Origin of the sequence: Bdellovibrio svalbardensis, from assembly GCF_029531655.1 — a bacterium.
Lineage (GTDB): Bacteria > Bdellovibrionota > Bdellovibrionia > Bdellovibrionales > Bdellovibrionaceae > Bdellovibrio > Bdellovibrio svalbardensis.
This window is the reverse complement of record NZ_JANRMI010000002.1, coordinates 286,472-300,900: the sequence shown is the minus strand read 5'-3', so window position 1 is coordinate 300,900 and position 14,429 is coordinate 286,472. Positions and strand designations below refer to the sequence as shown.

General features: G+C 47.0%; 13 protein-coding genes. 8 read left to right on the top strand and 5 right to left on the bottom strand.

From position 1 onward, the window contains the following. Nucleotides 1-36: 36 nt before the first annotated feature. Both folE and NWE73_RS06785 read right to left on the bottom strand, forming a co-directional pair. The gene (gene folE / locus NWE73_RS06790) at nt 37-732 is read right to left on the bottom strand and encodes a GTP cyclohydrolase I FolE (RefSeq protein ID WP_277577541.1); all 696 of its coding nucleotides are present in this window, start codon (nt 730-732) and stop codon (nt 37-39) included. A gap of 37 nt (nt 733-769) precedes the next feature. After that, the gene (locus NWE73_RS06785) at nt 770-1,459 is read right to left on the bottom strand and encodes a PilZ domain-containing protein (RefSeq protein WP_277577540.1); all 690 of its coding nucleotides are present in this window, start codon (nt 1,457-1,459) and stop codon (nt 770-772) included. An 83-nt stretch (nt 1,460-1,542) separates the two neighbouring features. Here NWE73_RS06785 and NWE73_RS06780 point away from each other — a divergent pair, with 83 nt between their 5' ends. Continuing rightward, a complete protein-coding gene (locus NWE73_RS06780; RefSeq protein WP_277577539.1) occupies nt 1,543-2,712 on the top strand; it encodes a hypothetical protein in 1,170 nt (389 codons plus the stop codon). Nucleotides 2,713-2,735: 23 nt separating this feature from the next. Continuing rightward, nucleotides 2,736-3,446, top strand: a complete 711-nt coding sequence (locus NWE73_RS06775; protein WP_277577538.1) for a hypothetical protein — start codon at nt 2,736-2,738, stop codon at nt 3,444-3,446. A 30-nt stretch (nt 3,447-3,476) separates the two neighbouring features. Here the strand turns inward: NWE73_RS06775 and NWE73_RS06770 are convergent, their stop codons facing one another. After that, nucleotides 3,477-3,962, bottom strand: coding sequence for a YceI family protein (locus NWE73_RS06770; RefSeq protein WP_277577537.1), 486 nt, complete (start codon nt 3,960-3,962; stop codon nt 3,477-3,479). Nucleotides 3,963-4,008: 46 nt separating this feature from the next. Beyond that, nucleotides 4,009-5,037, bottom strand: coding sequence for a c-type cytochrome (locus NWE73_RS06765; protein WP_277577536.1), 1,029 nt, complete (start codon nt 5,035-5,037; stop codon nt 4,009-4,011). 257 nt (nt 5,038-5,294) lie between these two features. Here NWE73_RS06765 and NWE73_RS06760 point away from each other — a divergent pair, with 257 nt between their 5' ends. The 3 genes from NWE73_RS06760 to NWE73_RS06750 all read left to right on the top strand — a co-directional run bounded on the left by NWE73_RS06760 (nt 5,295) and on the right by NWE73_RS06750 (nt 8,539). Then, nucleotides 5,295-6,113, top strand: coding sequence for a hypothetical protein (locus NWE73_RS06760; protein WP_277577535.1), 819 nt, complete (start codon nt 5,295-5,297; stop codon nt 6,111-6,113). A gap of 192 nt (nt 6,114-6,305) precedes the next feature. After that, a complete protein-coding gene (locus NWE73_RS06755) occupies nt 6,306-8,027 on the top strand; it encodes a DUF2785 domain-containing protein (protein WP_277577534.1) in 1,722 nt (573 codons plus the stop codon). After that, nucleotides 8,027-8,539 carry a hypothetical protein gene (locus NWE73_RS06750; protein WP_277577533.1) on the top strand — a complete coding sequence of 171 codons (513 nt, stop codon included), beginning with the start codon at nt 8,027-8,029 and terminating at the stop codon, nt 8,537-8,539. Before NWE73_RS06755 ends, NWE73_RS06750 begins: the two co-directional genes overlap by 1 nt. On the opposite strand, the gene NWE73_RS06745 is transcribed toward NWE73_RS06750, so the two are convergent. Beyond that, on the bottom strand, nt 8,536-10,041 hold the full coding sequence (locus NWE73_RS06745) for an FAD-dependent oxidoreductase (RefSeq protein ID WP_277577532.1): 1,506 nt from the start codon (nt 10,039-10,041) through the stop codon (nt 8,536-8,538). The genes NWE73_RS06750 and NWE73_RS06745 overlap by 4 nt on opposite strands. A gap of 31 nt (nt 10,042-10,072) precedes the next feature. On the opposite strand from NWE73_RS06745, the gene NWE73_RS06740 reads away from it, so the two are divergent. Genes NWE73_RS06740 through NWE73_RS06730 form a run of 3 tightly spaced genes read left to right on the top strand, consistent with a single transcriptional unit; the run spans nt 10,073 to nt 14,368 of the window. Beyond that, complete coding sequence (locus NWE73_RS06740) at nt 10,073-10,720, top strand: 2OG-Fe(II) oxygenase (RefSeq protein ID WP_277577531.1); 648 nt, start codon at nt 10,073-10,075, stop codon at nt 10,718-10,720. Then, on the top strand, nt 10,717-12,504 hold the full coding sequence (locus tag NWE73_RS06735) for an ABC transporter ATP-binding protein (RefSeq protein ID WP_277577530.1): 1,788 nt from the start codon (nt 10,717-10,719) through the stop codon (nt 12,502-12,504). Before NWE73_RS06740 ends, NWE73_RS06735 begins: the two co-directional genes overlap by 4 nt. Then, a complete protein-coding gene (locus NWE73_RS06730) occupies nt 12,497-14,368 on the top strand; it encodes an ABC transporter ATP-binding protein (protein ID WP_277577529.1) in 1,872 nt (623 codons plus the stop codon). Before NWE73_RS06735 ends, NWE73_RS06730 begins: the two co-directional genes overlap by 8 nt. The last annotated feature ends 61 nt before the right edge of the window (nt 14,369-14,429 follow it).

Genomic DNA, 14,429 nt, shown 5'->3' with positions numbered 1-14,429 from the left:
CAGCGAGTGAAGCAAAAGGTGCCTGGCACCTTTTGCTTATTTCAGGCGGCAGTGATGGAGGAACTCTTCGCGGGTTTCTGGGAGGGTTTTGAAGTGGCCTCGCAGATCGGAAGTTGCGGTTGTGGAGTGGGTATCTTCGATACCTCTCATCATGACGCAGTAGTGTTTTGCATTGATGTGCACAGCCACGTGATCAGTTTCAAGGACATATTGAAGACAGTCTGCGATTTGTTTCGTCAATCGTTCTTGGACCTGCGGACGACGAGAGAAGTATTGAACAATGCGATTGATCTTGGAAAGTCCGATCACTTTTTTATTAGGAATATAAGCCACCGTCGCGACACCGTCGATTGGCAAAAAGTGATGTTCACAGAAGGATAAGCATTCAATTGCTTGAATCACGATCATTTGATCGTACTTCATGGTGTTTTCAATAACCGTCATCTTAGGGAACTTGTGCGGATCCAAACCACCAAAGACTTCATTCACATACATCTTGGCAATACGCTTTGGCGTATCGATCAAACTGTCGTCTTTAAGATCCAGTCCTAGAACTTCCAGGATCTCAGTAAATTTCTCTGTGATTTTCTCGATCTTATCTTCATTCGACAGACCGTTTTCGATCATCGGCGTGGGACGCACATTCGCGAGAATTTTCTTAACACTCAACGGAAGGACATGAGCTTCCTCAACCTTCGGTGATACTTTTTTCTTACTGGATTTTTTTGCCATTATTCACCTTAAAAAGAAGATCTCTTATGCCCGAAAACTATGCCTTTGGCAAATTCTGGCTCGACAACCATTGACGAATCAATTCTTGTTCTTGCGCAGAAGCCCCCTCGAAATGCACCCGGATATAACTCTCTTGCACCTCAAGGACTTTGGCCTGAAAAAGAAGGTCATTAATCTCACTCAGTAGTAATGACACACGGTCCCCTTTTTTGAATCCCCCCACACCCGCGTTACCTTGGGGCAGAGCAATACGAGCTCCTGTGTATGACAGATCCAAAGAATTTGTCTGAAAAGCCCCGTTGAGGACCACGGGTGTTTGAGCGGCAAAACGGCTTCCCGTAGGCGCAAACCAATGTTGACGGCGATCCAAATATGGATAGCGGAAGAAATAGAATACCGATCCAATAATGAAAGCCACCAACAGACAATCTAACAACCGCGCTGTTTGAGCGACGGGATTTCCACCTGGCTGCATTGATTGAATAATTGTAAAGAGATTATAGATAACAAACAGAACGCAAAGAACAATACCCAAGAGCCACGAAGACTTATGGCGCACCATTAAACTTGCCCCGGCTCCGAAGATAAGAAGCCAACTTAGAGCATCAAATAAATAGGATCCTGAACGATGGCCGCTCAGAATATCCATAACGGGAGTTGCTATCAAGACTGCGGCCGCCAACTGCACTACCAAGGGGCGCTCAAGACCGAGTGATTTTGTTTCCATACATGACTTATCGGCTCCATTTCGTGATGTTTACAATTTTTTTCTATTGATTCTAAAGTCTGGTCTTCTATGATTGTCTCATTGTGAGAAAAATCAAATCGATACTCTTATTGACTCCCTTTCTTTTGCTTTTCAACCAACAAGAAGCGCATGCCTATCCTGACTTTATCGGCTACAGCTACTCTTCTTGCATCACCTGTCATTACAACGGTCTTGGCGGTGGGGCTCTGAATGACTACGGTCGGGCCCTTTTTGCGACTGAGATCACAGCTCGTGATGTCTATGACAAGCACACTGAGGAGGAAACCATCGCCGCCCAATCTGGTTTCCTGGGCTCCCAAAAACTTCCCTGGTGGTTCCGACCAGGTTTGAAATACCGTGGCCTTTGGTACAAAGTAAATCCTGGCAGCAGTCAGACCATTGAGAAGTACATCAACATGCAAGAAGATGTGAATCTCAGCTTCTTTGCAGATAAAAAGCAAAACGTTGCCTTGATCACCACGATTTCAAATGCCGATGCCTACCCGCCTCACACAAACGTCAAGCAATGGGACTGGTACGCAAAAGAATATTACTTGCGTTGGAAGGTGAATAACAATCTTTGGCTTTATGCGGGTCAAATGGACAAAGCCTATGGGATTCGCAACGTCGACCATACGGCGGTAAATCGTTCACCAATCACTCTGGGACAATTTGACCAGTCTTTGGGTGCGATTGCGCATTTCACTTATCCGACGTGGGATATCGCCGTGAATGGCTTCTTCGGTAACAGCTATGACGATGAAGACATCAAGCAAAAAGGGGCTTCTGTCGTTGGCGAGTACCAGCTTTTTGAAAACTTCAAAATTGGTGGTTCGGCATTGCACTCTGAAAATAAATCAGTGCAGTGGGATCTCGCTGCATTCACTTCGCGCATTGGCGTCTCTAAAGGCACAGCCGTCCTGGCTGAGTTTGGTTTAAAAAAACGCAAAGACAAACTGACCAATGCCGATGCCACTTTAGGAACCTATGCATGGATTGAATCTCTCATTCTCATTCGCCGTGGTTACAATATTTTGACGGCGATCGAGACCAGCAAAGCGGACATCAACAAGGCCTCTGCTGAAAACTTAAAGTACAGTTTCGGTGCGATGATGTTCCCTCTCCCTCGCACGGAGCTGCGCTTTATGGCCGTGAACGGAAAAACATTTGAAGATGGCTCTGGGCAATTTGACGCCTGGACTCTTCAATCTCAAATTCACGTATCTTATTAGATGGGGGCTAAGTGAAGGCACATATGAAAAAAATAATTGCATTGTCATTGCTTGCTTCCTCTGTTCTGACTCTAGGGGCTCTTCCAGCTTTCGCGGAAGAGCAAGTTTCAAATGAAGTCCCGGTTTCTTCTGACGCCGGCACTGCGGCGGCCGAAACTCCAGAGACAGAGACTCCTGCTGAGGGAAAAACCGCTATCAGCACTCCAACAAGAAAGAAATCTGTTTCCTCGATCACCACATCAGCGATTGGGCTTTCTACTTTGCAGTGGAATGAAGCTTTGCTTCTTAAACAGGCTGGCAAATCAGAGAATGACGTCGCCAACTACAGCGGACTTGCTTTGAGCTATCAGCGAGAAACTATCTACTATCGCTGGGGCTGGAATTTTGGTGGATTCATTGGAACCGGTCGCGCCAACGGTGGTGGCAATGTTTCAACGATCCCCTACCAAAAGGACAAACAGCCCTTCACAATTATTGGCTTGAGCCCACGCGTATTCTATCGCCTGACAGGGCGAGTGAATGTGGGCTTAACTGGTATGGCTTATGTTCGAAATGTAGAATGGCCTTCGGAGACTGCCGGCCTGACCGTCGACGCTACAAGAAATTTTACTTTGACGGCGTTGGCAGATGCGAACTTGCGAATTTCAGATAAATTGGATTTTTATCAAGGAATTGGCCCCCTCGATAAAGGGGCCACCTTCTGGAGAATCGGTTTAGCTTACCGCATTCAGTAAGCGCCACTCACTAAGCCGGAGTCTGATCCACTACGGCTTTACTGGGATCGCGACATGAAGAACAACTTCGTCTTCAACGCCAACACCCATATAGTTGATATCTTTCATATCGAAGTCAGCAATGTTCAGCTTGAAATCAGCTTTCAACACTTTGCCTTCAACTTTGTAAGTTCCTTCGACATCTTTTTCGATACCTCTGATTTTAATTTTACCTTTCCCTTTGCCACCTTTACCCGTTGCCGAGATCAAGACAGCCTCTGGGAACTTTGCAGTTTCAAGATGCTTTTGCGTGTGCTTATCGCGCAGCTCAACACCTGTTTTCAAAGTCTTCATGTTTACAACGATGTTCTGGGCTGACACTTCGTCGCCCTTCACAACAGCTTCCCCTTTTACATCGGAAGTCTTTGCTTTGAAATCGCCCATTGGATTCAAGGTGATATCAACAGTCACTTGCTGTGCAAATGCAGAGCTGCTCACACCTAATGCCAAAATCAATGATGTCACTAATAGTTTCATTTATTTGCTTCCCCCGTCTTCATGCGGTTTTTTAAAGATTATAGAGTTATTTAATAGCAGAAATCCAGTCTGCAACTGCTTTCACTTCAGCAGCAGAGATCGAACCACCACCGGCCGGCATGTCTCTTTTGTCGGAAGGTCCAGACAAAGAGCCTTTCAAACGGAAGTAAAGCTTGGATTGATCTGGTCTGCCAGCCACAACCCAACCGCCGGCAACAGCCTTCGCCGAAGTCAAACCAGTCAAATTGCCGCCACTCCCAGTTGAATTATGACAACTGATACATTTTGCATCGATGACCGCTTTCGCAGCCACTAGCAGGGGATCTGTCACCGTGGTGTTGCTGCCATCTCCACTACCCATCAATGTCGGGTCATAAATAACATTGGGAATCGAATTCTCCGTCGCAATATAGCGGGACATTACATTGAGCTGACCAGCATTCAGAGTGACACCTGTATCCGGCGCACCATGGACAAAAGACTCGATGACAGAGTTTGAAACGGTTCCCACACTTTTAGCCAGCAAAGAGAACGTGCCAGGCACTCCCGTTTTTGCAATTGCTGCTGTTTGAATAACACCATTTACTAACAAAGTGATTTGCGTTGGCTCTGCGCCAAATGCAGCAGCAATGACCATCTTAGTACCTGTCGTGGGAAGATTCGTTTCCACGTAGGAGTAGTTACTGGCATCGGAAAAATGGTAGGCGCGCAGTTTTCCTCCGACAATGGAAATTCGACCTTCCTCAGAGTTCATACCTGAATTGAAACCAAACAATGTTCCATTCGGGGCACTGCGATCAGCTGCGATGACCACGCTCCATTTATCTGCCAAAAAAAGATTCGGGCTGGTGACAATATCCACGTAGGAAGGTGCACCAGGCTTCGACCAATATGCCAAACCACTCGAAGAAAGAATGCTGGGAAGATTTTTTTGATCAAGATCTTTTTGATATTCAGCCAGGCTTGATTGATAGATGACTTCATCTTGAACGACCATGTCGCTGCAATTCTGGAAACACAAAATCAAAATTCCGGCGCCAACCAGCCCGCTGATTTTAAATAAGTGCTTTTTCATCTCAATCCCCCGTCCAATTCTTATCGGAAGATATGAGCCATAGCAGAGATCTTTACCGGTATTTTTTAGGCTAAATGCATTCTAAACTGTTCCAACGACAACCGCCGATCAGCCACTGACTCAAATTGAAATAGTCCTCCCTTCCTTCTAACGTCTCATGATGGGATGTCACTGTGCTCGACTTATCAAGAGGACACTCTCATCGCCCCCTCTTAGTCCTGTTTAAGTTCAATCAATAAATGTCGATAGAGACAGTGATGAAAACACTAATCGCCGCTATGACATTCTGCCTTTTCTCTTTCCACGCTCAAGCTGCCAAAATTACGGTGGTCAAGAATGGAAAAGCTCTTATTGATCTAGAAGGCGACTCCGTCGCCGTGGGCGATCAGTTCATGGCTCTTAACGAGCAGGGAAAACGCAAAGCACTTCTCACCGTCAAGCAAGTCAAAGGCAATAAGGCTGTAGCTACCATAGACAAGGGTAAACCTTCTGAAGGTTTTGCTCTGGAAGCATATGAAGGTCATGCGGGCGGTGCTCATCGCTCTAAAGACAAAGCTGCCGGTGGTTTATCGGTTGGCTATGCGATGAACAATATGACTGTGAAGCCTGCAAATGGTTCTGTCAGCCTCACCGGTACAAGCTTCAATCTTTTGGGCTTCTATCAAATGCAACTTGATAAAAACATCAGCGTGAAATTTCTTGGTGGATACCAAACACTGGTTGCCAAGGGCACAGCGGACTCTGCGATCTGCAATGGTACGACAGACTGTAGTGTTGATCTTAGCTATTTAGGTGTGAATGCTCTGATCCGCTACTCTTTCCATAAGAGCAAAACCTGGGACATCTGGGGCGGTGGTGGTTTGGGCTTCCTTTTCGCAATTGGAAAAAGCAGCAACGTCCTGGACACCAGCAAAGTCACCACCAACCAGACAATCATAGGTTCCCTGGGTGCTGACTATTCGCTCAGCAAAGACAATTTCATCCCTTTCCAATTTGACTATGCGATGTTCCCAAACAATAGCACCTCCTCTGCCAATCAGATGATTTTCTCTGCTGGCTACGGCTGGGCATTCTAACTTTCCCTGATGAAAGCCTTCGACGTTCCATCTAGGTTCCGGCTGGGTGGCGCCGTCATTTGTCACCTGTACCAATTTTAGACACCGCCATATCCCCTGTATCAAAATGAGGCCCACTCCAGGGCCCAAAACTCCTGGATTCGCTCTTGCATTCGCAACGCATGGATTCAAGTCCGTAACGGGAGAATTTTAATGGTACGTCGGCTACAGCGATCTAAAATCCTCATTCCCCTCTTGTTAACCATGCAAGGGGTGAGCGCTTATGCGGGCGATGCCAGCCCGTCGATTTCAGATCCCCATATTTTGCCTAAAGCAGTTCAATTGCAGATCACTCCTCGAGGTATGAAGTACTTCGACCAGAATCTAAGTAATATCTTAGGCAATATGGGCGTGAAGTTGGATGAAGGTTACTTCCCGGCGATGAACTACACCATGGACAAGCCGATCAATCCCGACGATTACGCCAAGGACAATCCTGAAGCGGTTGCTACTTACAAACAAATGAAAGACTTGTTGAGCACATGGCTGGTGGGCTTTTCATTAAATCCACATTTACCGACGGTACAAATTGGCGAATCCGGCTATGTTGCACAGTTTTCCCGCTTTGGTTTAGTGACTGACGAAGCATTGATGCGCAGCCTTGGTAAACGTGAAGGCGCCGTTCTCGCTATTGAACTTGAAGTCAAAAAATTCACTCTCTCCACCGCTTCCATTTTGGCTTGGGATTTAAATAACGAATTCCTCGGCAAGGCAGGTCTGGAGAACGTGACGATTTCAATTGGAGACAATCAAACTCCATTGAAGATGCGTTTGCCTTTCTATATTCGCATGAATGCCAATGGTCAGTTGGAGTTTGAAGCCCTCGAGCTCGAAAACAACCTGGATCAAACGGCGATTGCTCTCCAATATCAGAAGTTGATTGTTCCGACTTTTGCGGTCGAAGTGAACGGGAAGAAATTCTATCTTAACAATCAAGAAGTCGACAAGCTCCTGACGAAACAGGCTCCCCTGTTGATCGAAAAAGTTCGTTCAAACTTGGGTGAGTTCACGCGCAAGACTCTTCCGGATATGCTCAATCAAAAAGCCAAAGAATTCTTGGCCGGCAATCTTGAGCAGATCCAGGATATGGCCCCACCAGGCAAAGATGCCACTGATACAAGGCCTAATTTTAAATGGGGCTTGAGACTGCAAAATATCAATCTCAATAAATCACTGAATGTGGATGTTGCGGCCTATGTTGAAGACACACTGAATTCAAAAAGCACTCCTCGCGCGATCGACAAATCCCGCGGCGAGGTCGCCCTGAACCAGTTGCCTATGGAAAACTATGATATTGCATTGAGCTTGGACCGGGCTGTGATCAACCGTGTTTTGCAGCTTTCCTTCGAACGACGCAACTTTGAGAAAATCGAAAATGGCGGCGACACCATGAAACTGATGGCGATGCCGACGATCGACTATGTAAAACCTTTAGCTGGCGTGGTTTTGAAACAACAAGAAACCTTTGTGAAACTTCATGTTTCTATCGAAAACAAGCCGGACTCCACTTTCCTCAAAGATTCTATTGTTTTGGACTTCGACATCATTGCCAAATTGGCGCAAATGAAAGATAAGGACGGGCTGCAGCTCATCCTTTACAAAATCGACGACTCAACAATGACTATGGATGAAAAGTATCTTTCAACGGCCGGAAAACTTTTGAATGGTCTTTGGAGAGGTAAAGTCTACTCTGGAATCAGAGAAGAACTGAGAAAGAAATGCGCGACCTGGGCGACAACTCAAACCAACATCCCTGGCTCTTTGCCATTGCCTCCGGAAGTTTTGGGTATGAACCTCGACATCAATCGACTGATGATGGATCAAACGGGTCACTTAGTGATGTATTTGAATTACGCGAAAACTGGAGTTAAATAATGAGATCCCTCAAACTCATCGTCATCAACGCTTTGACCCTTATCATTGGTTTAGGCCTAATGAGTGGTTCGGTTTCACAAAGAAATGCCGAGGCGGCTCGCTTTGAAACCATCCCGTCATTGCAAATTAATCGCCTTGGAAATTTACGTGGTCAGTATCTGACAGTTCTTTATGCTGTGGGTTCTCGTCCGTTTATTTCCACGGACGCTTCGCAAATTAACATCTCCCAAGTCAAAGAATCACGCACGGTTTATCTGACTTCAGACTCTGTGAATTTGCCGGCGGTGCAAGTTGAAAAAGAAGGCTTCCGCCCTTCTTACAACATTGTGGTGTTTGTGGTTTCTTCTCAGGCGAACTACAGCTGGATCAATGCTGATGGCACAATCCCTCAGGGAGTTTCTGCCACCAGCAATCATATGAGCTCATTGATCAATTCAATCAACAAAGCGGATGTTGATAATTTCGTCTCTGCATCCGGCCAGGATGCAACTTTGACGGTAAATCTAAATTAAATTGAAATAGCGGCCGCAGCTTGCAGGCCGCTTTCAATGGCTCCGTGCAAAGTTCCCGCAAATTTCAGACTGGTGTGCTCCCCTGCAAACAGAAAACGCCCACCAAATTCAGGCTCGCCGGCAACACCCTTATAGCGCATATACTGACCTTTTTTGAAGTAAGCCATAGAGCCCAAAGCCCACGGCTTCAGACTCCAGTTGATAACTTCCGAATTGAGCACTTGCTTGGAACCTAAATCAGCATAGAACAAACTCAGATCCGCTTTGGCGACGGCCGCAGCATTGCCGCCCGTTTCCGCTCCGGACTTGCCTCCGCGCTGAAAAGTCAGCAGGCCTTGAGTTCCCTCTTGGGCGCGACCGGAATCCCAGAACTTTTGAGTAACAAAGTCCCCCGTGAAATTTCCGACGTTACCTGGAGTTTTGCCTGATTTCTTTCGCCAAAAGGTTTCATTGAAAGCCAAGACACCTTTGCTATGAGTCGCATAGGCCTGAGTCAGGATGGCTTCCTTTTTCAAATTAGAAAAACCAATTTCTTGCAAGCCATTCACTTCACGAAGTTTTGAAAAAGGAATGGTGCAGATCACATTTTTCGTCGTGTATGTTTCTTTGCCCTTGGGTGTTTGGAAGGTCAAAGTGAAGACATCTTTTTTCTCTGACAGGTCGGTCAGCACATGGTTGGTCTTAAGAATATAGTCAGGAACCACCCCTGCCACTCGGCCCTGCAGAGTCGAAATCAAGCGGTTCAAGCCGCCTTCCATGCGAAAGGTATTTCGCCCCGACAACAAAGAGCTGCCTTCAGCATCCAAAGTTTCCAAGAAATGAATCGAGGACTGTGACTCCGCATCCACCCCAAAACGGGCAATAGCTTGAGCTTCAATGAGTTCCAAAATTAAAGGATCGACTTCACTCTTCCAAAGATTCAGAAGATCTTTCAACGACAAGCTGTCGTAATAAGTCGAGCGTTCATATTGCAATGAATTCTTGTAGGTTAATGTCACATCCTGCTGGCGATAAAGATCGGCACGCACACGACGTAGCGGCGCCTGCAGGGTCTTCATTCGAGGAACCAAATCTTTCACTTGATAGATCTGCCCATTAAACGAAAACATATGCGCTTCAAGACCCGGAGTCGACTTTACCTGGCGCACATCCAGGTTCAGATCCTTGGCCAGAGTGAAAATACTTTGATGAGACTCCTCGAAGAACTCCGCCCCGAGTTCGGCCACGGGGCCACCTTCGGGAAAAACGGAAATGGATTGCACTCGTCCGCCCACACGCGAGGACGCCTCAAAAATACGAAACGGAATTTTTTTCTTCTTAAGAGAATAAGCTGCAGCAAGTCCCGCCGCACCGGCACCCAGAATAATAACTTCGTTCGCCAAGTCCCTTTTGTCGCCCATAAAAAGACGATCTAAACTTGCACAGCCACCCAAAGCAACAGCGGTAGAACTCAGTGCAGAAACTTTTAAAAACTCGCGACGAGTGAAAGAACTTTTTGCCATCAATGCCTCACAGGCATAGGATGGCAACACTTTGGAACAGAAGCAAATCAATCTCACAGCTTTAGAGGACATGTTGGAAGAATTGGCTCAGAAAAACTGGGCAATTTCTAAGCAGGTCTTTTCAGAAGACTTCTGTAAAGACCTTGCCCACGAGTGTCAAAACCTTGCGGCGGCGGGACAATTGAGCAAGGCCTCCATTGGTAAAGGCGCCAGCAAAACTGTGCGTAGCGAAATTCGTGGTGACTTCATTCAATGGCTGGACGACTCTCACCCCTTTCACCAATGCCTTGAGTTGATTCGACAATCTCTGAATCAATTTTTCTTCCTGGGACTCAGACGCGTGGAAGCTCACTTTGCGCTTTACCCGCCGGGTGCGGGCTATGCCAAACACATTGATAATCACCGCCCAAATTCAGGCCAAAATTCTGGCAGCTCTGGTGGAGGATCCAACCATCGCAAAATTACTTTTGTGCTTTATCTCAATGAGAATTGGCAAAAGGATCACGGCGGAGAGCTCAGCCTGTATAATCCAGATAAGGATTCTGAAATGCTGGGCCAAGTGGAACCTACAATGGGCACCTTGATTCTTTTCCGCAGTGACCTTTTTCCCCATCAAGTGGAAAAAAGCAGTGCCAACCGCATGAGTTTAACGGGTTGGTTTAGGGACGATGCATTATGAAAACACTCTTTCGCGAAGTTATCTTCACCCGATTCCACGCTCGGATCCTGATCCTGCTCTGTTCTTTGGCGGCTGCCGTCTTCGGTCTTCTGGGTCCCTTTTTCCAAAAGGAATTCATCGATCAACTCACGGGCGTACAAACCAAACTTCATGTCTTTGATGTCAATACACCACTCTGGTTTATTGTTGGTGCCTTTATTTGTGTACTAACGGCCCAGGCTTTTTCTCAACTGACGAATTACCTCAGTGCAAAAGAAGCCTTGTTCATGCAAAGAGTTTTTGCTGAAAGACTTTACGAAAAGACTTTGAACTTGCGCGTGGACACCATGAGCCACCGCCCCGTCGGCGAGATCGTCTCTTTGTATGCGACCGATGTTCAAGGAGCGACGGTATTTCTGGATCAAACTTTACCAGCCGGAGCATCGACCTTATTCCCTCTTGTTCTGGCACCCTTTGCTATTTCTGTGCTTTTTGAAATTCCATTGTGGCCAACCGTATTGGTGATGACCGGAATTACCGTTCTGAATACCTTCATGGGCCTTCGTCAATCAAAGTTCTTTTTCAGATTTAAAACCCTGGCCGCTGAGCGTATCGGCTTGGTCAATGAGTGGGTTCAAAACATCCGCACAATCCGCATCCTTGGATGGATTCGTCATTTTGAAAAACACATTTTCGTCAAACGCGAAATCGAGACTCAAAATCGTGTCAAAATGGTGACGAATGGTCAGGTCATGAATGCGATTTCATCATCCATCACATTCATCCTGAATGTTGTCGCATTGGGAACCCTGGTCCTTTATTCGAAGCAACATTTAACTGGCGGCGAGCTGCTCGCACTTTTATGGATCGTGGGAATCTTCCTGACCCGCCCTTTCCGTCAAATGCCGTGGTTTTTCACTTTCGCCTTTGATTCCTGGACATCTTTGAAACGTTTGGAAGACTTCTTTGCAATTAAGAACAATCAAACTGAAGAGATCAGCAACAAAGCCGAGTTGAGCAAGATGCGCCAGAGAGATGAAACTTATGCACTGCAAGTTCGCGGCATGAGCCTGCGCATTGGCGCTAGAAATATTTTGAAAGACATCAATTTGGACGTCCAACACGGAGAGTTCGTCGCCGTTGTCGGCGAAGTTGGCTCGGGAAAATCGATGCTGCTCCTTTCCCTACTGAAGGAAACTGGCGCGCAGTTTGATTTCTATCATATTGGCGACAAGAATGCGTTGGACCTGTCGGCCGATGAGGTGCGGGGGCAATTTGCCTATGTGCCCCAAGAAGGCTTCATCATGAGTGCGAGTCTGCGTGAAAACGTGGCTTTCCTTTATGATATCGACCCGGATCGGGATCCTCTCGTCGAAGAATCTTTGAAATTGGCCCAATTTGATCTTAGCACCGAGCGTGTTGAAAAAGGTCTCAACACTGAGATTGGTGAGCGCGGAGTCAACTTATCCGGAGGACAACGTCAACGCGTCAGCTTGGCGCGGGTGCACTTCCATCAGGCTCCAATTCTTTTACTCGATGACTGCTTGAGTGCTGTCGACGTTGATACGGAACAAAAGCTGTTTGATCAATTGTTGCTGGGGGCTTGGGACAATCGCACCCGCTTGCTGGTGACTCACCGTTTGAGTGCACTTCATAAAGTGGATCGTATTTTATTTATGGAAGACGGTCGCATCATCGACCAGGGAACTTTCGAAGAGCTTCTCGCGCGCAATGAAAAATTCCGCGAATACACCACCACGGTCGCCAAAGAGGCCACTGGAACGAAGGAGGTGTCTCGTGTCTAAACAAAATCGCACTGTTGTACGTCCGAAGTACTTATCTGACGGCGAAGTGAAGCGTGAAGGTGGTTATAATAAAACCATCTATCAAACTTTACACATGGCTTATAAACCCTTCTTGGGTCGCATTGGTCTGTGCATTGGCCTGGGTGTCTTAGGACGTGGCTTGCTTTTGGCAAATACGAACGTGATCGGTTACTGGGTCGACACCCTGGTTGGCAAGCCTTCTCCCCTGACTGGCATGGACTCAAAGCAAATTATCATTTTGCTGATGTCGATGGTTCTTACCGGCTTTGCTATGACACTGGTTTTCCGGGTGGGATTCTCCCGTCTTTCAGCGAAGGCTATTTCCAGTTTTTATGATGAAGTGACCTTGCGCACATCGCGGCTTCCAATGAGCTTCTTTGATAACACACCAGCCGGGCGAATTATCACCCGCTTCTCAAGCGATTACGGAAATATCTTCCGTTTGTTTGGTGGCCCCTTGGCTGAGTTCTTGGCTATCATCTTTGATCTGGTGATGATGGTGATTTTGATCACCATCGCAAACCCTTTGTTTTTGATTTTTGTTCTGTTTATTGCGGCGCTAAACTACCTGATTTACAAGCTCAACCAGGCCAAGCTCAGACAAGCCCGTCGCGAACTTTCAGCCAGTCGCTCCCCAAGTATTGCGCATTTCGCGGAAACAACCCAAGGGGCCAGCACAATTCGCTCTTTCCGCAGACAGGCCTCCTTCACAGAGCGCTTTGAAAGTTTAGATCGCTATTACCTCTCACAGCGACTTTATACGACTCGGCAGATTTTGAGTTTCTCATTTCAAATGAACAGCCTCAGTGCCTTTCTGCTTTTGATCACGGGCGTTTCTTCTTACTTTATGGTGGAGAAAGGCTGGGCCAGCATCGGTTCGGTGGGTGTGGCTTTCACTTTCATCGCCCTTTCTGGAAATACAGTGCAAATGTTCTTCGAGTGGCTGACCCAATTTGAAGAGGCCATGATTGGTGTTGAACGCTTGGATCAATACATGCGCATGGAGCTCGAACAAGGCAGCCTTTTGCCGGCATCGTCCCAGTTCAGCACGGGTCACGCCACTTATACGCCGACTTTGGAGAAATATCTAAACCACCGTCGCTTGACTGAAGAGCGCTGCGCATCCGTAGAAATAAAGGACCTTTGGTTTAGATACCGCGAAGACCTTCCTTGGGTTCTTAAAAATTTGAACTTGGAAATCAAAGCTGGGGAAAGACTGGGGATCGTAGGCCGCACCGGTTCTGGAAAATCGAGCCTCATTCAGGCTTTGTTTTATCTCTACCCGATTGATAAGGGACATATCGCCATTAATGGTCATCAACCGAAGCTTCAAGAATCAGCACAAGGTGTGGATTTGAATCTCTACCGTCAATCGATTGCCTTTATTTCCCAAGAACCGATCTTGTTCCAAGGGACTTTGCGTTCGAATTTGGATATCGACAACTCGCTGACAGAGGAAAAGCTCACGGCAGTTCTTCGCCAAGTGGGACTGCTGGACTGGGTTCTGACGCAGCCACAGGGTCTCGATATGAGAATCGAAGAGCGCGGCAAGAACTTGTCCCTGGGGGAACGACAACTTTTATGTATGGCTCGCTGCCTGTTACAACAATCGCCGATTGTGATTATGGACGAGGCGACCAGCTCCGTGGACCCTCAATCCGAAGAAATTCTGGTCCGAGCGACTGAGGAATTCTTCTCAGATCGAACTCAAATCATTATCGCCCACCGTCTTTCCACTTTGGCAAAATGCGATCGGATCTTATGGTTACAGAGTGGCGAAGTGGTTGCCCTGGGGCCGACCGCTGAAATTCTGCCCCGCTTTAAAAAAACAGAACTGGTCTAATTAAAAGTTTGCGGGTGCCGATGAAAAGGGGTATTCCTTCGGCACACAAAAGTTAACAGCA